General features: G+C 55.2%; 32 protein-coding genes and 1 pseudogene. 21 read left to right on the top strand and 12 right to left on the bottom strand.

The features are described 5' to 3' along the window. The first annotated feature begins 64 nt into the window (after window positions 1–64). The 3 genes from ACY4LX_RS12140 to ACY4LX_RS12130 all read left to right on the top strand — a co-directional run bounded on the left by ACY4LX_RS12140 (window position 65) and on the right by ACY4LX_RS12130 (window position 1,639). The gene (locus ACY4LX_RS12140; protein ID WP_463260037.1) at window positions 65–640 is read left to right on the top strand and encodes a GNAT family N-acetyltransferase; all 576 of its coding nucleotides are present in this window, start codon (window positions 65–67) and stop codon (window positions 638–640) included. Window positions 641–680: 40 nt separating this feature from the next. Beyond that, window positions 681–1,205, top strand: a complete 525-nt coding sequence (locus tag ACY4LX_RS12135) for an N-acetyltransferase family protein (RefSeq protein WP_463260036.1) — start codon at window positions 681–683, stop codon at window positions 1,203–1,205. Window positions 1,206–1,324: 119 nt separating this feature from the next. Next, complete coding sequence (locus ACY4LX_RS12130; protein WP_463260035.1) at window positions 1,325–1,639, top strand: hypothetical protein; 315 nt, start codon at window positions 1,325–1,327, stop codon at window positions 1,637–1,639. A gap of 59 nt (window positions 1,640–1,698) precedes the next feature. Here the strand turns inward: ACY4LX_RS12130 and ACY4LX_RS12125 are convergent, their stop codons facing one another. Continuing rightward, a complete protein-coding gene (locus tag ACY4LX_RS12125; protein WP_463260034.1) occupies window positions 1,699–3,267 on the bottom strand; it encodes a sensor domain-containing diguanylate cyclase in 1,569 nt (522 codons plus the stop codon). A gap of 156 nt (window positions 3,268–3,423) precedes the next feature. Here ACY4LX_RS12125 and ACY4LX_RS12120 point away from each other — a divergent pair, with 156 nt between their 5' ends. Then, complete coding sequence (locus tag ACY4LX_RS12120; protein ID WP_463260033.1) at window positions 3,424–4,065, top strand: HAD family hydrolase; 642 nt, start codon at window positions 3,424–3,426, stop codon at window positions 4,063–4,065. A 61-nt stretch (window positions 4,066–4,126) separates the two neighbouring features. Here ACY4LX_RS12120 and ACY4LX_RS12115 read toward each other — a convergent pair whose 3' ends face one another. Both ACY4LX_RS12115 and ACY4LX_RS12110 read right to left on the bottom strand, forming a co-directional pair. Then, on the bottom strand, window positions 4,127–4,894 hold the full coding sequence (locus ACY4LX_RS12115) for an aldolase (protein WP_463260032.1): 768 nt from the start codon (window positions 4,892–4,894) through the stop codon (window positions 4,127–4,129). Between the two features lie 17 nt (window positions 4,895–4,911). Beyond that, window positions 4,912–5,616: a haloacid dehalogenase type II gene (locus tag ACY4LX_RS12110; protein ID WP_463260031.1), complete on the bottom strand. Its 705-nt coding sequence runs from the start codon at window positions 5,614–5,616 to the stop codon at window positions 4,912–4,914. 108 nt (window positions 5,617–5,724) lie between these two features. On the opposite strand from ACY4LX_RS12110, the gene ACY4LX_RS12105 reads away from it, so the two are divergent. Continuing rightward, entirely contained in the window at window positions 5,725–6,576 is an 852-nt protein-coding gene (locus ACY4LX_RS12105) for a LysR substrate-binding domain-containing protein (protein WP_463260030.1), read from the top strand. 21 nt (window positions 6,577–6,597) lie between these two features. Here the strand turns inward: ACY4LX_RS12105 and ACY4LX_RS12100 are convergent, their stop codons facing one another. The 4 genes from ACY4LX_RS12100 to ACY4LX_RS12085 form a co-directional block, all read right to left on the bottom strand. Further along, a complete protein-coding gene (locus ACY4LX_RS12100) occupies window positions 6,598–7,128 on the bottom strand; it encodes a hypothetical protein (RefSeq protein WP_463260029.1) in 531 nt (176 codons plus the stop codon). Between the two features lies 1 nt (window position 7,129). Then, window positions 7,130–7,858, bottom strand: coding sequence for an alpha/beta fold hydrolase (locus ACY4LX_RS12095; RefSeq protein WP_463260028.1), 729 nt, complete (start codon window positions 7,856–7,858; stop codon window positions 7,130–7,132). A gap of 3 nt (window positions 7,859–7,861) precedes the next feature. Beyond that, window positions 7,862–8,359 carry a PAAR domain-containing protein gene (locus tag ACY4LX_RS12090; protein WP_169370699.1) on the bottom strand — a complete coding sequence of 166 codons (498 nt, stop codon included), beginning with the start codon at window positions 8,357–8,359 and terminating at the stop codon, window positions 7,862–7,864. A gap of 172 nt (window positions 8,360–8,531) precedes the next feature. Next, a complete protein-coding gene (locus tag ACY4LX_RS12085) occupies window positions 8,532–9,197 on the bottom strand; it encodes a ribonuclease T2 family protein (RefSeq protein WP_463260027.1) in 666 nt (221 codons plus the stop codon). A 147-nt stretch (window positions 9,198–9,344) separates the two neighbouring features. Between ACY4LX_RS12085 and ACY4LX_RS12080 the strand changes: the two genes are divergently transcribed. Next, window positions 9,345–9,827, top strand: coding sequence for a hypothetical protein (locus ACY4LX_RS12080; RefSeq protein ID WP_149658932.1), 483 nt, complete (start codon window positions 9,345–9,347; stop codon window positions 9,825–9,827). A gap of 53 nt (window positions 9,828–9,880) precedes the next feature. On the opposite strand, the gene ACY4LX_RS12075 is transcribed toward ACY4LX_RS12080, so the two are convergent. Beyond that, the gene (locus tag ACY4LX_RS12075; protein WP_149658933.1) at window positions 9,881–10,189 is read right to left on the bottom strand and encodes a cupredoxin domain-containing protein; all 309 of its coding nucleotides are present in this window, start codon (window positions 10,187–10,189) and stop codon (window positions 9,881–9,883) included. Window positions 10,190–10,203: 14 nt separating this feature from the next. Then, window positions 10,204–11,172, bottom strand: a complete 969-nt coding sequence (locus ACY4LX_RS12070; RefSeq protein WP_463260026.1) for a metallophosphoesterase family protein — start codon at window positions 11,170–11,172, stop codon at window positions 10,204–10,206. Window positions 11,173–11,325: 153 nt separating this feature from the next. Between ACY4LX_RS12070 and ACY4LX_RS12065 the strand changes: the two genes are divergently transcribed. The 3 genes from ACY4LX_RS12065 to acpP all read left to right on the top strand — a co-directional run bounded on the left by ACY4LX_RS12065 (window position 11,326) and on the right by acpP (window position 13,361). Continuing rightward, window positions 11,326–11,838 (top strand): sigma-70 family RNA polymerase sigma factor, encoded by a 513-nt coding sequence (locus tag ACY4LX_RS12065; RefSeq protein ID WP_149658935.1) that lies wholly within the window; start codon window positions 11,326–11,328, stop codon window positions 11,836–11,838. Beyond that, window positions 11,831–12,574, top strand: coding sequence for an anti-sigma factor family protein (locus ACY4LX_RS12060; RefSeq protein ID WP_463260025.1), 744 nt, complete (start codon window positions 11,831–11,833; stop codon window positions 12,572–12,574). Before ACY4LX_RS12065 ends, ACY4LX_RS12060 begins: the two co-directional genes overlap by 8 nt. A 553-nt stretch (window positions 12,575–13,127) precedes the next feature. After that, a complete protein-coding gene (gene acpP / locus ACY4LX_RS12055; RefSeq protein WP_463260024.1) occupies window positions 13,128–13,361 on the top strand; it encodes an acyl carrier protein in 234 nt (77 codons plus the stop codon). Between the two features lie 83 nt (window positions 13,362–13,444). Here acpP and ACY4LX_RS12050 read toward each other — a convergent pair whose 3' ends face one another. After that, window positions 13,445–15,178, bottom strand: coding sequence for a L,D-transpeptidase family protein (locus ACY4LX_RS12050; RefSeq protein ID WP_463260023.1), 1,734 nt, complete (start codon window positions 15,176–15,178; stop codon window positions 13,445–13,447). Window positions 15,179–15,255: 77 nt separating this feature from the next. Between ACY4LX_RS12050 and ACY4LX_RS12045 the strand changes: the two genes are divergently transcribed. The 3 genes from ACY4LX_RS12045 (at window position 15,256) to ACY4LX_RS12035 (ending at window position 16,766) form a co-directional block, all read left to right on the top strand. Beyond that, window positions 15,256–15,960: a murein L,D-transpeptidase catalytic domain family protein gene (locus ACY4LX_RS12045; RefSeq protein ID WP_463260022.1), complete on the top strand. Its 705-nt coding sequence runs from the start codon at window positions 15,256–15,258 to the stop codon at window positions 15,958–15,960. Between the two features lie 130 nt (window positions 15,961–16,090). Next, window positions 16,091–16,426: a DUF6572 domain-containing protein gene (locus tag ACY4LX_RS12040; RefSeq protein ID WP_463260021.1), complete on the top strand. Its 336-nt coding sequence runs from the start codon at window positions 16,091–16,093 to the stop codon at window positions 16,424–16,426. 52 nt (window positions 16,427–16,478) lie between these two features. Further along, window positions 16,479–16,766 carry a hypothetical protein gene (locus tag ACY4LX_RS12035; protein WP_463260020.1) on the top strand — a complete coding sequence of 96 codons (288 nt, stop codon included), beginning with the start codon at window positions 16,479–16,481 and terminating at the stop codon, window positions 16,764–16,766. Window positions 16,767–16,869: 103 nt separating this feature from the next. Here the strand turns inward: ACY4LX_RS12035 and ACY4LX_RS12030 are convergent, their stop codons facing one another. Beyond that, window positions 16,870–17,202, bottom strand: a complete 333-nt coding sequence (locus ACY4LX_RS12030; protein ID WP_463260019.1) for a type II toxin-antitoxin system HicB family antitoxin — start codon at window positions 17,200–17,202, stop codon at window positions 16,870–16,872. Between the two features lie 594 nt (window positions 17,203–17,796). Between ACY4LX_RS12030 and ACY4LX_RS12025 the strand changes: the two genes are divergently transcribed. From ACY4LX_RS12025 to ACY4LX_RS12010, 4 genes and pseudogenes are all read left to right on the top strand, one after another. Next, the gene (locus ACY4LX_RS12025) at window positions 17,797–18,096 is read left to right on the top strand and encodes a DUF3077 domain-containing protein (protein WP_463260018.1); all 300 of its coding nucleotides are present in this window, start codon (window positions 17,797–17,799) and stop codon (window positions 18,094–18,096) included. A gap of 268 nt (window positions 18,097–18,364) precedes the next feature. Continuing rightward, complete coding sequence (locus ACY4LX_RS12020; protein WP_463260017.1) at window positions 18,365–18,643, top strand: hypothetical protein; 279 nt, start codon at window positions 18,365–18,367, stop codon at window positions 18,641–18,643. Then, a complete protein-coding gene (locus tag ACY4LX_RS12015) occupies window positions 18,640–19,557 on the top strand; it encodes a hypothetical protein (RefSeq protein WP_463260016.1) in 918 nt (305 codons plus the stop codon). Before ACY4LX_RS12020 ends, ACY4LX_RS12015 begins: the two co-directional genes overlap by 4 nt. Window positions 19,558–19,706: 149 nt before the next feature. Further along, window positions 19,707–19,850 (top strand): annotated as a pseudogene (locus ACY4LX_RS12010) (DUF6572 domain-containing protein); the annotation flags it as partial. A gap of 157 nt (window positions 19,851–20,007) precedes the next feature. Here ACY4LX_RS12010 and ACY4LX_RS12005 read toward each other — a convergent pair. After that, a protein-coding gene (locus ACY4LX_RS12005) for an IS3 family transposase (RefSeq protein ID WP_463260015.1) occupies window positions 20,008–21,227 on the bottom strand; the annotation gives its coding sequence in 2 pieces (ribosomal slippage) (window positions 20,008–20,882 and window positions 20,882–21,227; 1,221 coding nt in all). Window positions 21,228–21,389: 162 nt separating this feature from the next. On the opposite strand from ACY4LX_RS12005, the gene ACY4LX_RS12000 reads away from it, so the two are divergent. The 5 genes from ACY4LX_RS12000 (at window position 21,390) to ACY4LX_RS11980 (ending at window position 25,302) form a co-directional block, all read left to right on the top strand. Continuing rightward, the gene (locus tag ACY4LX_RS12000) at window positions 21,390–22,178 is read left to right on the top strand and encodes a hypothetical protein (RefSeq protein WP_463260014.1); all 789 of its coding nucleotides are present in this window, start codon (window positions 21,390–21,392) and stop codon (window positions 22,176–22,178) included. Window positions 22,179–22,339: 161 nt separating this feature from the next. After that, window positions 22,340–23,245 carry a hypothetical protein gene (locus tag ACY4LX_RS11995; RefSeq protein WP_463260585.1) on the top strand — a complete coding sequence of 302 codons (906 nt, stop codon included), beginning with the start codon at window positions 22,340–22,342 and terminating at the stop codon, window positions 23,243–23,245. A gap of 88 nt (window positions 23,246–23,333) precedes the next feature. Then, window positions 23,334–23,465 (top strand): hypothetical protein, encoded by a 132-nt coding sequence (locus ACY4LX_RS11990; protein WP_256672256.1) that lies wholly within the window; start codon window positions 23,334–23,336, stop codon window positions 23,463–23,465. Between the two features lie 154 nt (window positions 23,466–23,619). After that, window positions 23,620–24,495: a hypothetical protein gene (locus ACY4LX_RS11985; RefSeq protein ID WP_463260013.1), complete on the top strand. Its 876-nt coding sequence runs from the start codon at window positions 23,620–23,622 to the stop codon at window positions 24,493–24,495. 96 nt (window positions 24,496–24,591) lie between these two features. After that, on the top strand, window positions 24,592–25,302 hold the full coding sequence (locus ACY4LX_RS11980; RefSeq protein ID WP_463260012.1) for a hypothetical protein: 711 nt from the start codon (window positions 24,592–24,594) through the stop codon (window positions 25,300–25,302). Window positions 25,303–25,408 lie beyond the last annotated feature (106 nt).

The following is a 25,408-nucleotide window of genomic DNA, read 5'->3' as shown; positions in this document are numbered from 1 at the left end:
CAAAGCAATGTGCGGCGTAATAGGCGCCCAATGCCCCGCCTGATCTGCCGAGAACACCGACGTCATGGACACCCCCCTCGAAGGCAACAGAATCATCCTGCGCCCCCTGCAATACGCCGATGCCGAGGCGCTGGTGCGCGCGGCCGAAGACGGCGAACTGTGGAACCTGAGCGTCACCGTGGTGCCCTCCTCGACCACCGTCGACAGCTACCTGAAAAGAGCCCTCGATGGCCGCGATGCCGGTAGCGTCCTGCCGTTCGTCATCGTGCTCAAAGACACGGGCAACGTCATTGGCTCGACCCGGTTCTGGAAAGTCGACCGGCTCAACCGCAAGCTGGAAATCGGCAGCAGCTGGATCAGCGCCAGTTGGCAGAAAACCTTCGTCAACACCGAAGCCAAATACCTGATGCTGCGCCATGCCTTCGAAACGCTCGATTGCGTGCGGGTGCAATTCACCACTGACGAAAACAACCAGGCATCACGCAACGCGATCCTCAGGCTGGGCGCGCAGCAGGAAGGCATCGTGCGCCACGAGCGAATCATGCCGGACGGACGCAAGCGCAACTCGGTGCGGTTCAGCATCATTGATGATGAGTGGCCGCAGGTTCGGCATAACCTGGAAAAACAACTTTCTCGCTAACGCCACATTGGATCTTCACAACGAAAAGGAAGTCGTCCCCATGCCTCTCCACTACCGCCTCGGCCAACCCGCTGACGCCCTGTGCATCAGCGGCCTCGCCACCCAGGTGTTCCTCGACACCTACGCCACCGACGGCATGCGCGCCGACCTCGCGCAAGAAGCCCTCACGGTCTACGCACCGACACGTTTCGAAACGCGCCTGAATGATCCGGCGACTCGATTCGTACTGGCCGAACGCGATGGCCATCTCCAGGGTTTCGCCGAGATCGTCGCCCACGCGAAGGGGCCGATGCCCGGGCTATCGGCGGGAACGGAACTGGTTCGCTTGTACGTGCAACGCCATGCGCATCGACAAGGGATCGGGCAAGCGTTGCTCCAGCACGCCGAAGCGCTGACCCGTGAGGCCGGACAGCCCTTCCTGTGGTTGTCTGCCTGGGTTGAAAACCATCGCGCCCGAGGGTTTTACCAGGCTCAAGGCTATGAAGAAGTGGGCATCACTCACTACGAATTCGGCGGCAATGCCTATGAAAACCGGCTGTTGCAGAAACAACTCGTGCAGGGCTGAAGAGGTACCGCCAACGCGAGTTCTGCTCCACTGAAAACCAACCATTCGTCATCCAACCGGCACCAACCGTGCCGCCCTGGGACCCATATCAGGTAACGACTCAATTCTGGAGACGTACCATGATCACGACAAAAATCACCTCGCTGCTGCTGGCCGGTTTGCTGTGCACCGCCTCTGTGGCCTATGCCGCCAACGATGCCGCTGATGGCACGGGCACCCAATCCGGCGGCGTCAGTGGTTCGACGCTGCCGCCCAACAGCACCCCCGGTGCGCCATCAGGTGCCAACGGTTCGGGCAGCAGTGGTTCCGGTTCATCGAGCACGGGTTCGGGCGTCAATGGCAGCAATGGCGGGACCAGTGGTTCGGGCGCGGGCGGTGGCACCGGTGCGGCTGGCGGCGGCACGGGCGGTGCCGGTGGTGGGACGGGCAGCTGAACGCGTAAAGGCAGCTTCTGATTTCGACGTCTGGGGTCAGGGCCTGCCTGTTCACCTCATCAACGATCCGAACGCAGCAAGGCTTCCACGCCCCCCTCCATGGACAGCACTGCCGAACGGTTCCGCCCTGAGTGTTTGGCTTGGTACAACGCCGCGTCAGCCCGCTGGATAAACACTTCGATGCTGTCCCGTCCGGTGGGCACGAACGAATAGCAGCCCAGGCTGACCGTCACGTAACCGGTGGGCGAACCGCTGTGGGTGATGTTTTTGTCCATGACGCTGCGGCGAATTTGCTCGGCAATCACCATCGCGCCGTGAATGTCAGTGTCCGGCAGTAAGACCGCAAACTCTTCGCCGCCGTAGCGCACCGCCAGATCGGCCTTGCGATGGCAACAGGTCTTCAGCGCTCGCGCCACTTCGGCCAGGCAATGATCCCCCGCCACATGGCCATAAGTGTCGTTGTAGCGCTTGAAGAAATCGATATCGAGCATCACCAGACTCAGCGGGCTCGCCTGCCGGGTACCGCGCCCGAACTCGATGTCCAGCGCCCGCTCGAACAGGCGCCGATTGGCCAGGCCAGTCAGGCTGTCGTGGGTCGCGATCAGCTCCAGCGCTTCCTGGGCCGCGCGCAGATCGGCCTCGATCCGCCCCCCATCACGCACCTGATGAATGAACACCCAGCCGAACAGCCCCACGCCCAGCACCACCAAAGCCACAATGACGCTGGATTGAAACGCCGTGGCGTACCAGTCCTTGAGAATCGCATCCTTCGAGGACGCCGCCGACACCACCAGCGGATACGCCTCCAACTGCCGGTAGCCATACAAGCGAACCGTGTTGTCGACCACCGAGTTGATCATCGCGTTGCCCGCGTTGGCGTTGGGCAAGTGCTTCTGGAAAATCGCGCCCTGGGCCACCGACGTGCCGATCTGCGATTCGATGAATGGCCGACGCGCCAATAGCGTGCCGTCCGTGAGCGCCAGAAACATCGCGCCCTGGTCATCGATGCTGAAGCTTTTGAAGAACTGATCGAAGTACGCCATTTTGATGCCGGCCAGCAGCACGCCCTGGAAGTTACCGCTCTTGTCATTGACCCGCTTGGACACCGGAATGATCCACTCGCCGTTCTCGCGACTGCGGATCGCCGGGCCAATGTGCGCCAGGGACGAGACGTTCTGCTGGTGGAACTTGAAGTACTCGCGATCCGACACCCCGGAGCCGCGAGGCAGGTCAGAGAACGAGGTAATTACCCACTGCCCCTGCTGGTCGAACAGGAAAATCCCGTGCAATTGATGCAGCGCCTGAACCCGACTGGCGAAGGTTTTCTGCAGGTGCGGCAGCTGGGAGGCGTCATAGCCGTCCATCTGTATCCAGTCCGCCAGGCTGGTCAACACCAGATCGGCCTTCATGAACGTATCTTCGGCCTGCTGCGCCATGGCCCGCGTGAGGTTCGACGACGCGACTTCGGCCAGTGCCAGGTCGTGGCGCCGTGATTGCTCCAGTTGCAGGTACAGCAAACCACACAGGCACAGGCACACCGCCGCGATGAAAAACGCCGAAGCCTTGAGCAGAGGCAAACGTTTCAGTGCGCCGGGAGCGTGATGCGAGTCGTGAATGGGGATAGGCAAAGGGGCTTCCTGGAGGGCACGGCGTGGGCAAAGGCCCAAAACCCTTATTTTTTGTGAGCTTAGTCGATGGGGTTGTCCGGGGCCAATGGGAAAACCCTCTCTGCTAGGATGAAAGGCTTCAGCACCTGCCCCGCAGGTCTATCCACGGAGGAAAACATGAGCACTCAGTCTCACCCGGTCGCCTTCAATACCGCCGTGTTCGATCTCGGCAATGTACTTATCCGCTGGAACCCCAGAAACCTTTACAAAAAGTTGTTCGGTGACGACGTAGAGGCCATGGAAACCTTCCTGGCCGAGGTCTGCCACACCGCCTGGAACGAACAACAGGACCGGGGCCGGACCTGGCAGGCAGCAATCGAGGAAGCCATCACCCGGCATCCGACCCAGGAAGCGTTGATCCGCGCCTACCACGAACGCTGGGAAGAAACCCTCGACGGTGCCATCGAAGACACCGTCGCCATCCTCGATGAACTGAATGCCAACGGCATCCGCCTGCTGGCGCTGACCAACTGGTCCGCTGAAACCTTCCCGATTGCCCTTGAGCGTTTTGAATTCTTGCAGCGCTTCGAAGGAATTCTGGTGTCGGGCGTCGAGGGCGTGATCAAACCGTCACCGGAAATCTTCCAGCTACTCGCATCACGCTATGACGTTGATATGAGTCGTGCGGTGTTCATTGATGATCACCAGCCGAATATTGAAGGGGCACAGCGGGTGGGGCTTCACGGGGTTCAGTTCGTTAACCCGGCGCAGTTGCGTGAGGATCTGCTGGCGTTGGGGCTGCCGGTTCGAGCAGGCTGAATGGCGGAAACCTCATCGCGAGTTCGCCCGCGATGAGGGCCTGTCGACGCCACAAAAAAACTCACCCGGCCAACCGCCGCATCGCACTGTGCAAATGCGCACGGGCACTTTCGGCATCCCCCAAACGCATCTGCTCATACGCCCGTTGGGCAATGTCATGGGGCACAGGCTTTAACTCGCGCTGGGTCGCCATCGCCAGCAACTGCACCTGGGCGGCCCGTTCCAGGTAATACAGATCGTCCCAGGCCTCGGCGATGGTCGGCCCGCAAACGATTACCCCGTGATTCTTCAAAAACAGGACATCGGCAGCGCCCAGCACACTGGCAATCCGATCGCCTTCGGACTCATCCAGGGCCAGGCCGTTGTAGTCCTCATCCACCGCCGTGCGCCCGTAAAACTTCAATGCCGTCTGCCCCAGCCACAGCAGCGGCGGGCCTTGCAGCAAGCACAAGGCGGTGGCGTTGGGCATGTGCGTGTGGAACGCCACTTTGACCCGTGGCAGCTGTTTATGCAGCCGGGCATGGATGTAGAACGCGGTCGCCTCTGGCTGCCCGTCACCCGCCACGACATTGCCGTGGAAGTCACAGACCAGCAGGTTTTCCGCGTTGACCTCGGCGAACGCATAACCGTAAGGGTTCACGAAAAACAGATCATCGCGCCCCGGCACCATGGCCGAAAAGTGATTGCAGATGCCCTCCTCCAAACCGTGCAGCGCCGCCAGTTGAAAGCACGCCGCCAATTCCGTGCGGGCAATGAGGGCGGCCTCCGAATCCAGGTTCAGATCGGCATAGCGCGCGGGGCGGGAACTGCCTGCAAGGGTGTGTGCCATAGCGACGACTCCATGTGTTACCAGCCAAGGGAGGTGAACAAGGGAACGACCTGGTCCAGGGTGTTGAGGATGGCGTCCGGCCGATAGTCCGGCAGTAATTGCCGACCGGTGCCGCGATCGATCCACACGCAACGAAACTGCATGTCCCGGGCGGCGGTGTGGTCGAGCGTCGGGCTGGCGCAGATATGCACCACTTGGTCACGTCGCACCCCCAACTGTTGATGAGCGTAGTCAAACAACCGTGGATTGGGCTTGTAGGCGCCGGCCTGTTGCGCGGTGATGACCCGATCGATGTGCCCGCCGAGTTGCGCGACGTTACCGGCGATGATGTCGTCATCGGTGTTGGACACGATGCACAGCTTGAAGCCCATGGCCTTGAGCCGTGCCAGGGTCTGGACCACCTCGGGAAACGGCGACATCCGTGGAATCGCCCCGGCCAGGCGCTGACTGTCTTCGGGCAGGCTCGCCAGCCCCAACTCCTCCAGGGCCCGCTGCAAGCCGAGGGTGCTCAATTGGCGAAACGAACGGTGCGGCGGGGTCTGCTCCAATTGATGTTCATGCCGGTCGTAGACCGCGATCAGGCGATCGACGTCGATCGAGTGCTCGCCCTTGTCCTGCAAGATCTCGGCGGCCACGGCTTTCAGGCCTTCATCCCACTGAATCAGCGTGCCGTAGCAATCGAAGGTCAGCCATTTGGGGCGCGGGGTGTGCTGCAGCGTCATGAGCGTTTCCTCTGAGATGAGAGCTTCAGCTTATGAGCGCATGGTGATAGTGTGAAATTAAATCTATACCGCCATCTCAGTTGATAATCGAATAACCAAGAGGCCGCCATGCTCGATCTTGAATTGCTCAAAAGCTTCGTCTGCGTGGTCGACGAAGGCAGCTTCACCCGCGCCGCCGAACGCGTGCACCGGACCCAGTCCACGGTCAGCCAGCAGTTGCGCAAACTCGAAGAGCTGATCGGGCATCCGCTGCTGATTCGCGACCGCACCGGGCAAAACGTCACAGTCACCGAACATGGCGAACGCCTGATCGGCTATGCCCGGCGCTTGCTGGCGCTGTCTTCGGAAGCGGTACAGGCCCTGGCCAGCGACGTCGATCTGCAGATCCTGCGCCTCGGCGTGCCGGAAGACTTCGACGCCCGGCGCATGGCCATACTCCTCGCCGGTTTCAGCCAGGCCCGACCCCACGCACGGCTGGAAACCATCAGCGGCATGAGCCTGGACCTCAAGCAGAAACTCGACACCGGTGACATCGACATCGCCCTGATCAAACGCGAACCCGACAGCGGGCCGTGCTGGGCGGCCTGGCCGGAAGTGCTGGTGTGGGTCAAAGGTGCGGGGGTCGACTCGGCTAACGGAGTGTTGCCGTTGGCGCTGTTTCCCCAGGGTTGTATTTACCGGCAGCGGGCGACCCGATTGCTGGATGTGGCCCAACGGCCCTGGCGTGTGGCTTTTGGCAGCCATAGCTTGACCGGGATTCAAGCGGCGGTGGCTTCGGGGTTGGGGATTTCTGTGTTGCCGGAGTCGGCGGTGTTGCCGGAGCACACGGTGTGTACCGATTTGCCTGAACTGCCGGCGTCGGAGTTGGCGTTGGTCAGTCGCGAGGGCACGTTGACCGGGATGCAGCGGGCCTTGGTTGAGTTTTTGAAGGGGGCGTTGAGTGAGGAGGCGCGGGGTTGAAGATCACGCCTCCGGGTTTTGTCAGTTGGATTTGGGCTTGTTGATTTCGCGTAGAAGGTCGGTGGTGGGGATGTGCAGGGTATTGGTGTAGTAAGGCTTGTAACCGTAGGCCGTAATGACGACCTTGCATGGAATATCTGCCTTATTTGCCAACATCGAGTTCAGTTCGCTGACTGAAAGATTTCTTCGGGAAGTTCCTTTATTACGTGTCTCGCTCAAAAAGGCGCGAGTGACATAATTGAACGCCCCTGGGGAATGAGCGATAGCACTTTTTTCAATCAAACCATAAGCGGAGCGTTCGATAATGTTGCCGACAGAGAAATCACTGTCATTTTCCAACGCGCAGACAAGCTTAGTTGAAGCCTGCCCCAATCCCTCGCCTTGCCCATAAAGGTCCTGCAGATTAACGCTGGCGCTGAAACTGACATCATAAAGAGGCAAGTCTCCTTCCCGCTCAACGGATACAAACGCCAAATCTGCTGAAGGCTTATTATGATCTTTGGCACATGATGCGCAGGCCAAAATCAAAAGAACCAGCACTATCCTTTTCATATCATGGAAACTCTTTCATGATGGATTCGTACATGATGTCGCCTGCAGACTTCGCACCTGCAATGGATCTAGTTAGCATTGCGACTGCATTGTAATGATTGGTATCCATCGTGACGTTAATAGCGGGACCACCCGAAACCCGCCATTTCTCACCAAATTCTGCAACCGAGTCAGACTGATCCTTCTTCGTAGGCACTGCTTTTACATTTATCCATTGCTCAGCTACCGGGGTGGGCGTCTCCCGGTAGATATCCGAACCTAGCCAGACCAATGCGCCTTCACCCACTGGGTCGAGGGTGATCAACATTTTTATCTTGTACCCCCAATCAGACATTATTTTGGATAAATGCGCACCATTCCACCCGCCCAAACTATGCCCCACGATATATACAGGGCACGACTTATAAGGAATAACATCCAGTACGAATTTCTGAATGTCCTTTTTACCCCTGACTTCGTTATACCCTAACCATTCGGAACGATACTGACCTAGTTCTTTCAAGCATAGCGTTCGTGGATCGAATGCAGTCTGGGCATCTTGGGCGTTTCCAAACGTTCCGGAAAAATAGTATTTCTCCTTATCTCCCGCCCCACCCACAAAAAAGACAATTACCTTGGTACTCTCAATCGGCACCCTCTTCTCACTGACGTCCTTCTTATCCGTCAGCGTAAATTCGCCTTGCTGCTTATAAGTAACACCTTTGGCACAAGTAACCGTTCCACCACTCATGCCTCACTCCTCCAAAAACAACTTGATGCTTTCAGGCAGATGCGAGCTGATCGCGTGGGTGAACCCCGCCGCATCAGACACCCCGTGTTCCTGCCGGCCATCCGCACGCAAAATCATGTACGGGTGGTTCGGCATCGGTTCGCCGGTCGTCGCGTTCACCAGTTTCAATTTGTCGGTGAAGTTGACCGGCATCGGCAATAGCCCGGTGAATGGCGCCGTGACGACGGTGTCGCCAATGATCACCGTGCCCGATCCGCCAATGACCACATTGCCGTGAGCCCCCACGCTGTCGAGGGTTGCGGCGTTCAAGCCGTTGATGAATACGGTGGCTGAGACGCCCCCGGTGATCGGGCTGCCACAGGCCGATTTGTCGGTCATGCGCGCCGCAGCGAGGCCATCGAAATTGACGTTGGGCGAACCGCTGGCGATGGGGTTCGTGCCGTGTCCCGGCAGCGGGCAGGCGGTGGGGTCGGTGAGGCGGGCGGCGGGTTTTCCGCTCATGCTAAAGCTCCTTGCAGGCTTTTCTGGCAATCCATTGAAGCGCGCAAGGATGAGGGATGTGGCGGATTTGATCAAATGCCGGGTTCTGGAACCCTCAAAAACTCGAACCGCTGCAAGCCCTGTGGGAGCGGGCTTGCCCGCGCCCACAGTTTCAGCGTTTTAACCGAGCGATTCAGCGCGACGGCGGCACCCGAATATCCCCATCACGACACGAGGTCTTCACGCCTTTCCCACATGCGCCGAACCCTAGGTCCTTGCCCATGCACACCCGCACTTCCGACAACTCGGGGCCATTGCAGATCACCGCGATGCCATCCGCTGCAATCCCGGGATTGCTCTGGCGGAACAGGTTCGCGATCTCCTGGGCCTGGAAGTAATGGGTGCTGCTGAAGGGTTGCAGTTGCTCCGGGATTTTCACGGCGCCGACAGCCTTGTCCGCCGCATTCAGATACCCCGTGACGCCCAGGCCACTGCAGGTGCCGTGCTTGGCCCACTCGTGTTCGAGCAATTTGGGGGTCGGGAACAACGTCAGTCCTTGCGTCCGCTCGGCCGGTGACAGCGCCACCATGGGCGGGCACGACTCCGGCCAGCCGCCCTTGGCATATTGCGGCCAGAGGCCGTGGAGCACGAAGCCATAGCCTTTGCCGGAACATTGCGCGTCGTCTTTGTGAGTCAGGCAGAACGTTGGCGACCAGGACAGCGTCAGCAAGTAGTAATCGAACACCCCCGCCACTGACTCGACCGGGGCCTTGCCTTGCTGCGATTGCCGAGCGCTGCTCAGGCCGATGTTGCCGAACGTTATCGCCAGGATAGCGATGACTGCGTAAAGCTTCTTCATATACCCACTCCTTGGGGATCGTGCCTGGCCGGATATCGGCCAAGGGATGGTTTTGTCACGCTTGTGTTGCAAGCGCATGACGCAGGGCAAAACGTGCATTACCTTGAAGGGGCTACGATCACACTTACATCACGACAGGGAATCGAAATGAGTAAGGCAGACGAGCTCGCCGCAAAACTGAAAGAAACCCGACACGCCGCTGATGCGACCACCGGCACCGATCAGGCAATCGACAGTTGGCCGGGCGAGGTTTACGCAATGTATCACCAGATCGAAACGTGGCTGAAGCCATTGCTTGAGGCTGGCCTGAGCATCCGCCGCAACCCGACCCATGTGTTCGAACGCCACCCTGAGGGTGCGACTTACGCCTACGCCATCGACCAATTGCTGATCGACGGCAACCACCACAACATCACCTTCGTGCCGATCGTGCGCTTCACCGCTGACGGTGCAGGCCGGGTCGAGATCCACCTCAAGGGCAAAGAGATTCCGCTGCTGCGAACCGTCAGCGAACACGGCGAAACGCAATGGTGGCTGCAGTCGATCGAGCAGTCCGGGCAACAGCCGGATGCCGTGGCGCTGACTGAGGTCAATCTGCTGTCGGTGGTGCAGGAAGGCCTGGAGCTATAAATCCTTGGTGCGAGCGAGCTTGCTCGCTCACACCGGTTTCAGCGCCTGGCTTTTTATTGGCTGACCACAATCTTGCCGATCATCTGCGGATGCAGCGCGCAGAAATACTCGAACTCCCCCGGCGTGTTGAACACCCAGGAAAAGCTGTCATTGGTATCCAGCGCGCCCGAGCGAAACGCCTTGTGGGTTTCCGCCACGGTGTGCGGGATCTGATCATCGTTCACCCACGTCACTTTGGTGCCGACGGCCACGGTCAAATCCTTGGGGCCGAACATGAATTCCTTGATATCGATTTTCACGTCCTGTGCCCACACCGGCATCGACAGCAGCAGGCAGACCACGGCCAACAGTCGCGTTTTCATCTGAGCACCCTCCCCTAAACCAAAGTTGAATCAATCAGCGCCAGCGGATGCTCGCCCTGTGTCGCACGCACATCGGTAAGGCCCAGGTAATTGCGCAGTTGATCCGCCGCCACCGTCATCGGCCCCGGTGATGGCGCCGCACCCGGCGCGGGTTGTGGATAAGCCGTACCGCGAGCGGTGTGGAAGGTGATGTTGCCTTCGACCTTCTGGATGACCTGATGGATATGCCCATTCAGCACCGTCACCGAGCCGTACTTGCGCAGCATCGCAATCGCCTGGTCGCCATCTTCGGTGCCCCAGCCCCACGGCTGATAAATCGTCCACAACGGAATATGGGTAAACACCACGATCGGCGTGCTGGTGCTCACGGCGCGCAAGTCATCGGCCAGCCAGGCCAGTTGATCGGCGCCGAGGTTCGCTTCTCGCCCGGCCTGGAAATTGAAGACATTGACCAACGCGATGAAATGCACGCCGTGGTCGTCGAAGCTGTACCAGCCATTGCCTTTGGTGCCCTTGCCATAGCGCTCCAGGTAGAGCTTGCCGCCGCCCTCGTCGAGGGTGTCGTGCTCGCCCGGTACGTAATGAATCGTCGACGGCAGGCCCTTGAGCAGTTGTGCGGCGGTGTCGAATTCTTCGGCCTTGGACAGGTGGGTGATGTCGCCGGTGTGCAGGATCAGCGACGGCCGTTTTGGCAGCGCGATGACCTTGTCGATGGCCACTTGCAAGGTCTTCACCGGTTCCGGGTTGGCTTCCTTGTTGAAGCCGATGTGCGAGTCGCTGATCTGCACAAAGTGGAAGGTACTGGCCAACGCCTTGGGGTCGCTGACATTGCCGGAGCTGTCCAGTGCAAAGGCTCGCGGAATGCCGCCGCTCAAGGCCCAGAGCACACCGGCCCCGGCCCACGCCGAGCACTTGAGCAGCGTTCGGCGGTCGACGCTCAGTGGACCGTCGGTGCGGCGTTGATGTTTTGCTTGAATGTCCATCGGTATGCCCTCGCTGGCGGACTACAGTGATGTAGCTGACACGAGGTACAACCTTGTGGGACCGATCTTTATTCCACGTCGAAAAATATGTTTTTTTCCGGGAATAAAACCCGGCGCCTCACAGTTATAGGGTGGGAAAGTGCGGAAACCACTATGAAGCGATTTGAGGAACTGTTTGCGCCCCACATGGACGCGGCGTACAACCTCGCGCGCTGGCTCACCGGCAACGACAGCGCCGCGCGCGATGTCGTGCAGGAAAGTGCGCTGCGGGCTTTTCGGTTCCTGCACCGCTTCGCCGATGGCAACGCCAAGGCCTGGTTCCTGACCATCGTGCGCAACGAAAGCTACACCTGGCTCAAGGCTTCGGCTGGCCACCACTGGGTCGCCATCGGCGATGAACTCCCCGAAGACGACGCCGCGTTGAGTCACGGCCAAACCCCGGAACTGCTGGCCATCCACACGGAAAACTCGGCGCTGATCCAGCAAGCCCTGAGTGCCCTGCCCCCGGCGTTTCGCGAGGTCATCATTCTGAAGGAACTCGAAGACATGCCCTACAAGGACATCGCCCTGGTAGCCGACATCCCCATCGGCACTGTCATGTCGAGGCTGGCCCGCGCCCGCGCCATGCTCAAACTCGAACTATTAAAGTTGCACGATCATGAATGAACTCGACTGCACGGCTTGCCAGACGCTGATACAGGGTTATCTGGACAAGGAACTTGATTCGGCAATGACGGCGAAAGTGGCCGGGCATCTGGCCTCGTGCGCCGAGTGTGTGCGGTTGCTGGATGAGGCGCGATTGCTGATGGTCAGCGTGAAGCGGCATGCACCGTATTACTCGGCGCCGGCGTCGTTGACGGCCAGTGTGTTTGCCCCTGTTGCGCCCAGGATCAGCATGATCGAACGCTGGCGAAACTGGTTCGCGCCTGCGTTTTCAGCAGCCGCGCTGGCCTTGGCGGTGGCGCTTTTCGTGGCGACGCCTGGCAGCGAACAACCGTTGATGGACGAAGCAGTTTCCAGCCATGTCCGCTCGCTGATGGGCGAACATTTAAACGATGTAGTTTCGTCCGACCGGCACACCGTGAAGCCCTGGTTCACCGGCAAACTCGACTTCTCGCCACCGGTATTCGATTACGCGGCGCAGGGGTTTCCGTTGTTGGGTGGGCGGCTGGATTATCTGCAACACCAGACCACTGCGGCGCTGAGCTATGGGCGGGCTAAACACATCATTAACGTGTTTATCCTGCCGACGACCGAGGCGGATAAACCGCCGCAGACGCGGTCGATTCGAGGTTTTAACGTGGTGTCGTGGGAAGAGAATCACATGCGGTTTGTGATGGTTTCGGATGTGGAGAAAGGAGAGCTGGAGGCACTTGCTCATTTGTTCAAAAAAGGGGCATGAGCTAACGACCCGATTCTCGCCCATGTAGCAGACGGCTTTACTCTTTTTTCCGGTTTTTATCGTTATGTCAAAAATTCAATTTCGCTATTCGGATTATCTCTAAAAAACTGTCAAACATGACAGTAGATCAGAAACACCAAACATACTAACGTAAAACCTCAAGATACCCTTTTCGAGGAATAACACCATAACCAGGGACGAGTTAAACAAACTCATCGAAAAACAAATAAACGCCAAGGCCAATATAATCATCAATGAAGATGCCGCTCATGATGATGCCGCCGTTGGCGCACTGAAAATCCTGCTGCCATTGCGACGAGTTTTAACTAAAAGACAAACCTTTGAAGACATTGAAATGCTGCATGCCGTCAACTACGTCCTTCAGGAGCTGGGCGTCATTTCAAAGGGTGAAACGCTTTTATCCAAGATTGAGAAGTAAGCAACGCTCACTTCCAACCGCGCTTGACTTGATCCGGGCAGTCGCGAAAACGCCGCCCCCAAAAAGAGTAGAAACGTAAAAACACGCGTTTTTTTCAAATTCGAGGCAACCAAAATGAGTAACACATTTACAACAGTAAAAACACTCCTCATCCAAATTTTAGGGGTAAAGGAATCTGATGTAACTCCCGACACAGCAATTAGCGATCTTGGCGGTCACTCATTGGACAACGTACAACTTTTGATGGCTTTTGAAGAAGAATTCGGTATTCAAATTCCAAATGACAAAGCTGAAAAAATCGAGACGGTAGGCGATGTTGTTACTTACATAGATGCCTATCCGCGCTGATTCGGATAACGTTTATTCAAACGTAAACCCCGCGCACTCCCCTGTAGGCAAGACGCAATGAGCCCGGCCTACAGGGATGATCATTAAGGCCGGCCCGGCCCCGCCGCCGCCTGCAAATCCAGCGCCGGCAACTTCCCGGGCGAATTGAGTGCCTTCAACACCGGACTGTCGTAGCCATACACATCCGGTTTAAACGCCACCCGGCCATTGCTGCCCATGTCCACCGTCCAGTACGCCAGCAGCACCGGCACTTTTACCGGCAAGCGGATGTTTTCGGTCTTGCCATTGGCCAGTTGCTTTTGAATCCCGGCGCTGTTCCAGCGCACTGGGTCGTTGAACAGCAACTCCACCAACTGCAGCGGGTTTTCCACGCGAATACAGCCCGAACTGGTGGCCCGGACGTTCTTCGCAAACAGCTCGCGGTGCGGCGTGTCGTGCAGGTAAATCGCATAGTCATTGGGGAAACGGATGACCACCTGGCCCAGGGAGTTTTCCGGCCCCGCGTCCTGGCGCAAGGTGATACCCCGTGGATTACTCCAGTCGATCGTCGCCGGATCGAGCATGTTGCCTTCCCGATCCAGCGGACGGATGCGGTTGGCGCTGAGGTAATTCGGGTTACTGAGAATTTTCGGCAACATGTCTTCTTTCAGAATCGTCGGCGGTACGGTCCAGGTGGGGTTGAACGTGACGTAAGTAATCTCGGCCTGAAAGATCGGCGTACTGCGAAACGGTTTACCGACCTGCACCCGGGAGCGCCAGATCGGCTGGCCGTCGCGGTACAGCGCCACTTTATAACCGGCAATATCGACAATAACGAACGTGCCTTGCAGCTTATAAAGCAGCCAGCGCGCCCGCTCCATATTGACCCGCACCTGATCGATACGCGCCTGCACCGGCACGTTCAACGCAGCAAGGGTCGCCGCCCCGGCCACGCCATCCGCGCCCAGGTATTGCTCGATCTGGTACTTCTTCACGGCGGCCATCACGGCATCGTCGTAGTCATTATTTTTACTGTGTCGGGAGTCCAGATAACCCCCTGCCGCCAACCGCGCGCGCAACTGCGCAACAGCGGGGCCGTCCATCCCCGGCTTGAGCGATTGCCCTTCGGAAACTTTAGGCCAACCGCCTCTGTCACGAATCGTGCGCAACTGCGCCAAGGCTTGCCGCAAACCGACATATACCGCCTCTTGCGGTGGCGCTTGCGCGAAGGCACTGGCCACATCATGCGTATCCAGTGCGATGAAGAACTTATTCACGTCGTCCCGGGGATCAGCGCCGGAAATATCGAAGTTCCAATGCATGTCCAGACGCGCCGGATCAACCTTGCCCCGACGCAACTGCAGCAATGCCGTGAGGTAAGTGCGGGTGGCCGCGAGATCGAAGGCTGCTTGCTGTTCCGGTGTGGGCGTCGTGTTCTGCATCGATGCCTGAGCCATGGCCAAATCATCACCGCGAAAATCCGTCGGTTCCAATCCATCGACTTGTGTGTCGTTGAGGTTTTTCAACAGCTGCGTGACATCGTCGGGATTTGTCCAGGCCGCACGGAATTGCCGATGGGTATAAAAATCCAGGACCACCCGATTGACGTCGATGCGCTGGTGACGCGGCCGGGTCTGCAGCGGTGGGAACGCCGATATCATCGGCTCCAGCGTCGCGTGTATCACTTGGGCGACGTTATCGTCGGGTATCGCCTCGATCATGCTGATCGGCGAAGTTTGCTCCACAATCGGCGAAGTTTCACCGAAGGCCGTGCCGCTGATCAGAAAGCCCATAAAAAAGATGCGGCTTATGACGAATAACCTTGATAGTTGCCTCATGGATAATCCTTAATCTCGTGCGTTCAGCACTTGTCGTTTGCCCTGCTAAACTCGAAATAACTTGATGAGACATCTCTATGGCGCTAAACCGCTTTGGCTTTCTATGCTCGGCCCTGCTGCTGACGTTAACGTCCATACCAGCAGCGTACGCCGATTCTCTCGCGGCCGCCCTCGCCAAAGCGGCCCCTGGCGCTAACGCCAAAGTCATCGGGCTGGCCGTACGCGCCTCCCAGTGCAGCATTGCCCGCGGCGCGGCCCCGGTCCAGAGGCTCGCCGTCATCGATTACTCGCTGCCTTCGACCGAACAACGCCTGTGGGTCTTCGATTTAAAGAAGCGCAAACTGCTGTTCCATGAACTCGTCGCCCATGGCCGCAACAGCGGCGAAAACATGGCCGTCAACTTCTCCAACCAGAACGAAAGCTTCGCCACCAGCCTTGGCTTATACCGCACCCAGGCCAGTTATGTCGGGCAAAACGGCTATTCGCTGCGCATGGAAGGCTTGGAACCCGGGTTTAACGACAACGCCTTCGAACGGGCGATCGTGATTCACGGCGCGCCGTACGTCAGCCCCGTCCTCGCCCGGGCCAACGGCCGGATCGGTCGCAGCCTCGGATGCCCCGCAGTGCGACCGGCGATTGCCCATCGGTTGATTGATTCGATGAAGAACGGGCAGTTGTTGTTTTCTTATTACCCGGATCAGCGCTGGCTGAAGACGTCTTCGTTTGTGAATTGCGGGAGTGGAACGATGGCGGATGCCTCCGGGCCGAAAACAACTCGCTGAGTTGGGTTGCTCGTTTCAAGTCGATTCTCGCGGTCTTCGAACCAAGAAAAGGTGCCCACACGGAGCACCTTTTTTCACGCTGTGTTAAAAGCCCCCACTGAAATCCCACGACTCACCTGAAGGAACAGGCATGTCTATCACCGATGCCCACGTCATTGATTTCTGGGGAATACCTAAAGAGAAGCCACAGGTTGTGCTGGCCATCACCGACCACCTGGAATGGGGCAACAAAGCCGAGGAAGGCGAGCATCTGTTGCTGCTGCAAGAGAAGATCAATACGTACGTCGCCTTCATCGAAAGCGGCGAAATCTACACCGAAATCCCCGGCGCCCTCGGCAAGTCCCCCACCATTCGCCTGATCGCCAAATACGAACTCCCAGAACAAGCGGAATACTTCATCGCCCGCGTGACAGAGGTGCTGGAAGGCGTCGGCATCGGAATGGAAGTTGAGCATCACTACGAATGACGGCATCGGTCTGGATGTCACATCAAAAAAACATGTTCACAAGGATTCAAGGATGAAAAAACTGATCGCTGTTGCCCTGCTGATTTTGCTGGGCGTGCTGAACATCGGCTACTACAACGCCCTGGAAGACGCCGACGTAGAAACCATTCCCTTCATCAAGAAACACCCTACTTTGCAAATCAAGTTCCATAACATTCATGCCAATGACGGTGACACTCGAAAAGTGGAACGGCTGACGGAAGAGCAGCGGGGGTTAATTATTGATTATTGTAAATATCGGTTGGGGATTGAGACGGAGTTGAAGACGCAGGGGGATGTTGAGGGGTGTAGTAAGAAGTAAGACTCAGCGCCAGGTTCTCTATATGCGAAAAATGGGCGACGATTGATGGTCGCCCATTTTCGTTACAGGGTCGAAACCGCTTCCATTAAAAGTGCCGATGCCGTCAGGCGTGCGCCTCACGATCAAGCACATCAGCAACCCACTGGTTGATACTTTTATGGGCCAACTGAGCTTTTACGGCGACCGTAGCGTGGAGAGCCGGGGCTAAACGCAGGCTGAGCTTTCCCGAATAGGGCTTCTGTGGTTCCCGCCCGAGCTTGGCGCACGTGTCCAGATAATCGATGACAGCCTCTTCAAAGGCCTCTCGAAGCTCGCGAACTGACTCGCCATGAAACCCGACGACATCTTTGATACCCGCGATGTGGCCAATGAACAGGCCGTCTTCGTCGCTGTATTCAATTCGAGCGGCGTAGCCTTGGTAATTCATTACGCTCAAGGGTGAGTCCTCTGACTAGCCGAAAATCCAAAATATCCGGCGGGCGCCTGGGGGGGATTAATCTAGCGACCTGAGTAGCCTTTGCGTGCCTGGTGTTCAGATGTTGTGTTGCACGGTGATCAGAATATCTGGGTGACTCTCGAAGAAGTTGTAGGCAAACTCCTAGAGTTGCGTAAGGCGGGTTCGTTTGCTGTGCTTTTGGGCTGGCGACCTCCTTGTTGGCCATCTCGTCGACGGGATAATCTCCTGACGTCGCTGCATATTCAGCGACCGGGCTTGGAAACCCGACGAGTCACGCAACAGCTCGCCCTTCACACTTCATGGCGGCTTTACGCCTACGAACTTGTGTTATGGCGGTTGTGCGTGGGACGCCTTCGGGCGTGCCGGTCTCCTTGACTCCCGGTTTTCCAACCTGCGCACAGCTGCCACCCATTCGCTTGGAAACGAAAGTGGCAGCTCCTCATGTCAAGGAGTTCGACCAATGCACAGCGTAATTCCGTATCACTTCAGCTTTGCCCTTCGACGCAACTTCGAATTGCACAATGACCCAACGCTCGACCTTTCTCACAGCCTCCCCTTCACCGGAGGTGACAAATGACCGAACCAACAGAAGCAAAAACCCTCGGCTTTACCCCCTGCATTTACTGCTCTGGCTCAGACCTAGCAATGTTCCACGTCAGCGCTGACGTACCCGTAGATGAAGCATTGTCAAAGGCGTCTGACCTGCTGTTCCTCGCAAAGGCGCTCGCACAGGACGCCGCTTTCGAAAGAGACACCGACCGTCACGCCTGGGCCGCGCACTATTTGACGGCGATGGGTAAAGCGATCATTGATGATGTGGTGAAGGCGGTTTCGCCGCGACCTAATCTGTCGGGTAAGAAAGCCGCAAAATAGCGGTTAGCAATTCCCATACTCGCCCCGAACATTCGGGGCGTTTGATCGTGATTGAGCGGGCCAATATGCATACACAATGGAAACGGCTTATCTAATAGAAATAACGCGACTTATTTAATTACACCCGTGCGCTTCGCGCCCAGACTCGTCTGAACTCCAAAACAGCCCGTACTCCGCCTACAAACCACCGCGCCCATGGCGCGATCTGTCGCCGTTCTGGCTGAAAACCAGCACCTGCACGTGGATACCGTTCCAGGAGGGTCAGGGCTTGCGCCTGAGTGGTCCCTTCAAGTCCCTATCGAACGTCTTCAGTACACCGCCGAGCAAGCTGTCCCTGCGGTTGCGGTATCGCACGCCATTGATTGCGATGCTGGGCGGCGATAGTTTTGTCGGTGGTACACGTGGGGTGGCCTTTACACTGAGCAATAACGCAGGGGTGATTGCCCTGCGGGACGATCCGACACCTGAACTGGATCGTGTGTCAAGCTATCCGCTCGGCGATCAGCAACCCGGGTCGATTTACCTGCAACCCAAGGAACAGAAATGAGCACGCCACCGGCAGGCACCACAAAAAAACGCTTGTTTTCGCACAACGATTATTTGGCGCCGCTGCCCATCCCCACCGGTGAAAAACCCTGCGATGTGCTTAACACCATCTGGCGTAAAAACAATGTTTTTCTCGACATTGGTAATTACAGCATCGGTTCGGCTGTGATGGTGCTATGGCCGATGGTAGTGGTACTTGCGCTGATGGGGTACATCACTCCAAAACCTGCAATGATCTTGATTGTAGGGGGAATCATTATTGGTGTGCCCGCACTCTTTATTGTTCAGGGCCTATTCCGCGACGTCCCCTTACCCGTGCGCTTCAATCGGCAGCGCCGTGAAGTGTGCGTGCCGCGAGAGAATGGTGAATACTGGATTGTGCCTTGGGAAAGCGTCACGGCAGCAGCCACGCAACAATCCTCGGTGAGCCAAGCCGGTAAAGCCACCATGGGCTTGTTGATTATCGGCTTCGAAAACCCAGACCCGCAGGCCAAAGAAGACAACAAACATTTTTCATTCGGTTTCAACTGTGGCGGCGGCACCACGGCCATGGCGTTGTGGGAGTGCACACGTAGTTACATGGAAATAGGGCCGAACGCCGTACCTGATAGCCGAGTAGGCATCGCCCCATACGAGAAAACGCAAATCGGATCGCTCATCATCGACCTGCGTAAGGGTGACCTGATAGGTGTTGTATGGGGGATATTCTGCATTACGATTTTGGGGACCTATTTCGCGGAAAAATTGCAGAACTTTAAATTGTCTTACCCGCCTGACCTGCTATACCCCGACATCATCGAATGGTCCAAACCACTGCCGCCCGAGCAGTGGGCCAAGAGATCTCCAGAACTGGAAGAAGCCATCGCAAAACGTGAAGCCGAATTAGCCGCGCAGACGGTTCAAGAATTAGCTTGATGGTGAGTAGCAGGACATACCAAGGACAACGCATGAGCACGCCACCGGCAGCCACCGCAAAGAGTGGATTACGAAACGGGGACGATTCATCCTTCGACCTGACTCACCCCTCTGAGAAAGCAGACATGTCCATTTTATAAACGAAAGTAGTGGATATTATTGCCGCACCAAAGTGGGAACCCGAAAATGTAATTCTGGTTATCAGTGACCACCTCCAATGGGGAGACAAGGTCCAACAAGGTGAACACCTGCTGTTGCTGCAAGAGAAAATCAATACCTACATTGCCTACATCTGTTGGCGCCGATGCTGAATTGACCCAGTTACCGAGATGCCACTGACCCAGTCGGATTCCTCGCGAACCATTTCCTGTGCTGTATTTCTGCCGATTGGAGTTGGGTCAGTCTTGCGTCGGTGGACTTGCCCCTACAAAACCGGACACCAACTCCCCGTTAAATTGATGCTGCCGCTAAGCGCCTGAACTCCCTCGGAGAGCGATAGTTCAAGGCGCTGTGTGGATGCTGCTCGTTGTAGTGCTCGAAGGCAATTGCCAAGTTACGCAGCGCCGTTTCTCGATCCGGCTTGGGCATGTGCGCCACGTAATCACGCTTGATCGTCTTCACGAAACTCTCGGCCATGCCATTACTCTGTGGGCTACGCACCGGGGTGGTCACCGGCTGCAAGCCGATCTGTCGAGCAAACAGGCGCGTCTGTTCGGCGGTGTAGGCCGAACCGTTATCGCTGAGCCACTGCACCGGCGTTGCAGGCCGTTGATCACCGAAGCACTTCTCCACACTTTCCAGCATCAAGTCGCGGATGTCATCGCCGCTGTACCCGGTCGGGCTCGCGACCCAGCCGATCACTTCGCGATCACAGCAGTCTAGGGCGAAGGTCACGCTCAGTTTGGCGCCGTCCTCGCAACGGAACTCAAAGCCGTCCGAGCACCAACGCGTATCGCTGGTTTCCACGGCAATACGGCCTTCGTGCCGACGCGGCACGCCGGGCTGTTTGATCCGGCGTTCAAGCAGCAAATTGTGATCACGCATGACCCGGTAAACCCGCTTCACGTTGATCGCGGGCAGCGACCGCTTTTCACGTGCACGACGCAGCAATCCCCAGACCCGACGGTAGCCATAGCTGGGCAGCTCGCTGACCTGTTGCTGGATTTCGACCACCAGCGCAGTATCGTCCACAGGCCTGCTTCGCCGTACTTTGGGCGATACCGATTGCTTGATTTGAACCGTTAATTGCGAGCGCGCCACACCGAGACATTCGCTGACCAGCTTCACTGGTCGTCCCCCGGCAACAAGGGTGAGTGCGCAATCCATTTTCGCGATCGGGCGATCTCCACGGCCTCTTTGAGAATTTCTGCTTCCATCGTTTTCTTGCCCAGCATCCGTTGCAGTTCACGGATCTGCTTGAGCGCATCGCTCAGCTCGGAGGCCGGCACCACGGCTTCGCCTGCACTGACCGCCGACAGGCTGCCGTCCTGATACAGCTTGCGCCACAGGAATAACTGGTTGGCATTGATGCCGTTGCGTCGAGCGACCACCGACACACTTTGTCCTGGCTCAAGGCTCTCGCGAACCATGGCCAGCTTTTGCTCTGGGCTCCAGCGGCGCCGCCGCTCCTGCCCCAAAAGCTCCCCACTCTTGTCGTTGCTATTAGTCATAAACATAACCGTTTGCCTATCCCTTATCGTAAGGGGGAAACGGTGTCCTGTCTTTCATGGGGCTCGTTCACGCGACTACTAACTCAAAGTGTCGCAGGTCTTGTTTTCGCAGTCCTAAACATCTATGACGCCTGGTATGCTTGGCAATGGAATGATCAAGCTATGTATGGATATTTACTTATGGCGGGAGGCGCATTGGCGGGAGTTACCGCCGGCCTACTGACAGCGACTCCGTTATTAAATCTGCATCCATTAGGTTGGTTGTCTCTGCTTTTAATTGGGATAGGTGCAGGCTTGGTGCTATGGTTAAGTAGTACACCCCTAGAAGACTGGCTGACTAACGGCCCATTTGGTGTTGGGGGAGGAACCGCATCTCAACATCTAAAAGATCCAAAAGAAGCCTTCTATCGCCTTATCGGTCTGCTAGCAGGAATTAACATCACAGTCTGTCGTAATCCTGCCTACCAACCAGGGGCAACTTTAGACGTGAACAACGAAGTAACATACGAGGTACGTAGCTCTGACACATTGGTCCGACTTGAGAGCCTTCTACCTGGGTTGATCGCTAGCACAGGTAGTATCAGTATTAAAGCTGAGTGTCGCCTCGCGGAACTTATAATCTACACTAGCATAAAAGGCAGCCCCTCTCGTATTGTTGCAAAGGTAGCCAGTAATTCTACAGAGGCAAGAGCACAACGGTTGTACAATGATGCTCTTGAGTTATACTTCTCAACCCCCCTTTCACCTTCTATTGCCTTGAGTTACAGTACGAGTCGATATAGCTGGGCGGTTCGAGCGCAATTTAGTCTTCAGGGAAAAGGTGAAACCCGTTATTTCCCTGCACCGGCCATTAAAGATCCAACCCAATATGATCCAACTTACTCCAAGGCGGATTTTAATAAAACTAATCGGCCCTTTTGGGCGGACCATGACCCACAAGGTGCCTCATAATGAGCCACTCTATCGAAATCAAACCTTATTATGCACCTGACGCCTATCGCCCAAATCGGATTCCAAACCAAGCTGATTCAGTAAAGCGAATTGGAATGAATGCTTTTTCGGGAATTCGCTTACCTTGGGGAGCGTCTCAGGATGTTGCCCCAGAAAGCATAATGGAAGATCCAACGCCAAGCGATTTACGTTTCAACGAACACCTAAAAAAAGAACAAGAAGAAAAACGAAGGAGAGGTTCTTATGTGCCCGCTCCCTTTGAAGGAGTAGAGCTTCACCAGAAATATGATCACGAATGCTTCCGATTCGCTCAGCTACCGTTTCGCTCTCAGTTCTGGTTATTCATGCAAGCCGGAGGAAAGTGGAGTTTCATAGTCCTGCTCCCTATCACCGTCCTCGTTTTTTTTATTGGAGCACTATCACTAGAACGCTCTTGGATGGAACTTTTCACAGAAGCCATGAGTGGTTTTTTTTCTTGGACTCTAGGTATACCTCTTTTTTGCTGGGTTATTGGAAACACTGTGATCAGTTACTTTCCACACTTCTGGTTTCGCCCACCCAAAGGCCCACTTTGGGAACTAAATCGACGTACTGGAACAGTGACCGTATTTGAATACAAAAAGCTCAAAAACAACGAAACAGCCAAAATAAAAACTGCTCCGTTCCACGAATTTGATGCTTATATTTTCACTAGCCCTGACCGCCAGGGGCTACCTATGAATGGACTTTATTTATTACATCGCTATCGAGACATCCGCATAAACTTCAACAGTTTGATTACACCCGACAACACAACACAACGCCCCTGTGCCTTATGGGATTTCTTTCAAAACTTCATGGATGTTAATCGTCCACTTCCCGACCTTCCCCTTTATGAGTCTCACCGCCATTTAGATCCAACAACAGCTAATCATGATCAGGTAATCGGTCGTGCGCCCCGATATTGGATTGATATGGATGACGAAACTTTTAAGATTAAAGTTAAGGAAATGCTAAAGCGAATTGATGCTATCGACACCTTCAGCCGCACCAACCTGATGGCAAATCATGTGAAGTACGTTGATTAAAAAATGGGCAGATCTATTGTTTTAGCAAACTAAATTCACGCCATTTTTTCCGTCGGGGGTGTAGTTGATTGAGATTTGGAACGTGGATGTGGAATTTCAAAGTAAAGAGCAAAACATACGGGCGAAGGGTGAGTTGAGAACCATCGGTGGTGCAATTGGTGCTTACATTGAATTTATCATTGCGATTGAGGCTCTAACTGTAAAACTTGCTGGGACATAACCAGCCTTAACTGCAGCCCGGGAAATTCTTTTTTTCAGGTAACCGGGACAGATTTACTTTCTTATTTTGGGAAAGCCCCACTTCGCAGAGGCAAGACTGGGGAAAAATAATTCGAGGTTTCAGCGGACGTCTTATTGGACTTGGTGCATTTTCGTTGCTAGCGACAGGCTTTGAATATTGGGATATACAAGACGATCTGGAAGGTACGACAAATAGCGATGAGCGAGCGACGCTTGTGGTAAAACAGGTGGCAGTTGCATCTATGGCTGTGATCGGCCTATTCCAGTTAATTGCAGGTATCTCTGGCTTGCTGGGAAGCGCGAAATTAATAGCACTCGCCATGAATCCGTGGTTTGCCGCGGCTGCGTTAATCGCTGGGATTGTGTACCTATTAGCAACTGTTACACTAAATTATCTAAAACGAGATGCAATTGAAAATTGGCTGTACAAATCTACCTGGAGCAAAACACCCAGTGAAAAAATAAATGATAAAAATGAAGAAAACAGGTCTTTATTAGAAATTCAAATGAGCCCATCCTTATTTGTAAAGCCTACGTTTATCAAAGCATATCGGTATAGTCCATCCATTGGGCAAACGGAATATTACCTTCAAGACGGCGCCTGGGTACAGATATACTTCCCCGCAAAACAAAGAGGATCTCTTGTTAGAATGAATTTAGTTTCCAGCCATAGACCTTTTTATATACTCCCAGTGGCAAAATTAAATGACGAATTAGAGTCACTGCTCTTGAATAATGGAGAAATTGTCCAAGCCGGCTCATTCGGAATAACACCGAGCACACGTCAAAAACCTAACATTCGCCATAATGCTGCGCCTTCTTTACCAACCGAAGATGAGCCCTCTTATATGGCAGACTTGGGTTCCTCTTACCAAGGAAGCTCAGAATATCGAAGTGCAAATCTGGTACCCTACCGAAACCCTAGCGACTGGCGAGGGCAACAGAGGTTACCGCTATCAGTTAGAGCTTTCAGAAGAAGGCGTGAAAGATCAAAAAGATACTCGAATTAGCGCATTGGACAAAAGTAGTTTAGTGGTGCAAGAACTTGGTGGCCGTGAAAATGCAGCCGTACTTCCTATTCACGAATGACGTAAGCCGCAAAAACAATGAAAACTGATGACAATGTAACCCTCCATGAGTCCGTTGATAAAAAAAATCAAAAAACACTAATGGAATGGACAATAAAAGCCTTACCTAGCGATACTTTGTGCATGGATATTGGCATATCCATAATGACGCTGACTGGATTAATTGCGATTGCCAATGGCGCTTATGAAAACTATTTTTTACACTTGCTTGAAAATGAGCAGTCTGTATTTCTAAGTCTTCGCTTCGGCACCGTAATGACATTAATGTCTATCTACTTATGGACACTAGTGGTTCGACAAAAAACAATTTACCGCTACACCATCTCAGACTCATTTGGCGTCGTAGAGTCGAAACTCCACTTCCCAAAAGCAGCTGGGACATTATTTAAAAGCATCTCTATATTATTTCTTGTTTTTATTATTGGCCTAGCTGTATTTGAACAATCTTTGATTTTATTGCTTGCCGGACCAACAGGCATGGCGGTAGTCGCGGCGAGATTTTTTATACAGTGGACTAACACACCGCAGATCGAGACATCAGCCGAATGGAGTAGATATAAATTTGTAACAGTAGACAGAAAACGAAAAATCATCTTAGCGCGAGAGACTGAATTTATGGTTGGGTTCGAGGCTAAACTGCCCAACGAACTATTTGATAAATATCTAGACACCCTGCGCTCACTACTACCAGCAGGCGCGATATTTTCAGAAGCCGAGATGAAATGGTAAACAGAAGACTAAAGTGAGACTATAGAGGACATGTTTAGTTTTCTTAGCATTCTTTGGCAGGAAATCGCGTTAAATGAATCAGGCGCAAGATAAACGAAGGTAAACG

The sequence above is a fragment of the Pseudomonas sp. Emmai genome, from assembly GCF_055179735.1.
The sequence above is the reverse complement of the archived record's forward strand: the minus strand, read 5'-3'. Positions and strand labels throughout refer to the sequence as shown.

Bases quoted from the DNA above. Each gene is read 5' to 3' on its own strand.
- ACY4LX_RS12060 (WP_463260025.1), top strand. From the start codon at position 11,831: ATGAATGAACTCGACTGCACGGCTTGCCAGACGCTGATACAGGGTTAT.
- ACY4LX_RS12090 (WP_169370699.1), bottom strand. From the start codon at position 8,359: ATGAGCGGAAAACCCGCCGCCCGCCTCACCGACCCCACCGCCTGCCCG.
- ACY4LX_RS12130 (WP_463260035.1), top strand. From the start codon at position 1,325: ATGATCACGACAAAAATCACCTCGCTGCTGCTGGCCGGTTTGCTGTGC.
- ACY4LX_RS12140 (WP_463260037.1), top strand. From the start codon at position 65: ATGGACACCCCCCTCGAAGGCAACAGAATCATCCTGCGCCCCCTGCAA.
- ACY4LX_RS12075 (WP_149658933.1), bottom strand. From the start codon at position 10,189: ATGAAAACGCGACTGTTGGCCGTGGTCTGCCTGCTGCTGTCGATGCCG.
- ACY4LX_RS12120 (WP_463260033.1), top strand. From the start codon at position 3,424: ATGAGCACTCAGTCTCACCCGGTCGCCTTCAATACCGCCGTGTTCGAT.
- ACY4LX_RS12110 (WP_463260031.1), bottom strand. From the start codon at position 5,616: ATGACGCTGCAGCACACCCCGCGCCCCAAATGGCTGACCTTCGATTGC.
- ACY4LX_RS12095 (WP_463260028.1), bottom strand. From the start codon at position 7,858: ATGAGTGGTGGAACGGTTACTTGTGCCAAAGGTGTTACTTATAAGCAG.
- ACY4LX_RS12100 (WP_463260029.1), bottom strand. From the start codon at position 7,128: ATGAAAAGGATAGTGCTGGTTCTTTTGATTTTGGCCTGCGCATCATGT.
- acpP (WP_463260024.1), top strand. From the start codon at position 13,128: ATGAGTAACACATTTACAACAGTAAAAACACTCCTCATCCAAATTTTA.
- ACY4LX_RS12135 (WP_463260036.1), top strand. From the start codon at position 681: ATGCCTCTCCACTACCGCCTCGGCCAACCCGCTGACGCCCTGTGCATC.
- ACY4LX_RS11995 (WP_463260585.1), top strand. From the start codon at position 22,340: ATGGAAGATCCAACGCCAAGCGATTTACGTTTCAACGAACACCTAAAA.
- ACY4LX_RS12080 (WP_149658932.1), top strand. From the start codon at position 9,345: ATGAGTAAGGCAGACGAGCTCGCCGCAAAACTGAAAGAAACCCGACAC.
- ACY4LX_RS12070 (WP_463260026.1), bottom strand. From the start codon at position 11,172: ATGGACATTCAAGCAAAACATCAACGCCGCACCGACGGTCCACTGAGC.
- ACY4LX_RS12025 (WP_463260018.1), top strand. From the start codon at position 17,797: ATGACCGAACCAACAGAAGCAAAAACCCTCGGCTTTACCCCCTGCATT.
- ACY4LX_RS12085 (WP_463260027.1), bottom strand. From the start codon at position 9,197: ATGAAGAAGCTTTACGCAGTCATCGCTATCCTGGCGATAACGTTCGGC.
- ACY4LX_RS12115 (WP_463260032.1), bottom strand. From the start codon at position 4,894: ATGGCACACACCCTTGCAGGCAGTTCCCGCCCCGCGCGCTATGCCGAT.
- ACY4LX_RS12000 (WP_463260014.1), top strand. From the start codon at position 21,390: ATGTATGGATATTTACTTATGGCGGGAGGCGCATTGGCGGGAGTTACC.
- ACY4LX_RS12105 (WP_463260030.1), top strand. From the start codon at position 5,725: ATGCTCGATCTTGAATTGCTCAAAAGCTTCGTCTGCGTGGTCGACGAA.
- ACY4LX_RS12035 (WP_463260020.1), top strand. From the start codon at position 16,479: ATGAAAAAACTGATCGCTGTTGCCCTGCTGATTTTGCTGGGCGTGCTG.
- ACY4LX_RS12040 (WP_463260021.1), top strand. From the start codon at position 16,091: ATGTCTATCACCGATGCCCACGTCATTGATTTCTGGGGAATACCTAAA.
- ACY4LX_RS12015 (WP_463260016.1), top strand. From the start codon at position 18,640: ATGAGCACGCCACCGGCAGGCACCACAAAAAAACGCTTGTTTTCGCAC.
- ACY4LX_RS12045 (WP_463260022.1), top strand. From the start codon at position 15,256: ATGGCGCTAAACCGCTTTGGCTTTCTATGCTCGGCCCTGCTGCTGACG.
- ACY4LX_RS12050 (WP_463260023.1), bottom strand. From the start codon at position 15,178: ATGAGGCAACTATCAAGGTTATTCGTCATAAGCCGCATCTTTTTTATG.
- ACY4LX_RS12065 (WP_149658935.1), top strand. From the start codon at position 11,326: ATGAAGCGATTTGAGGAACTGTTTGCGCCCCACATGGACGCGGCGTAC.
- ACY4LX_RS11980 (WP_463260012.1), top strand. From the start codon at position 24,592: ATGAAAACTGATGACAATGTAACCCTCCATGAGTCCGTTGATAAAAAA.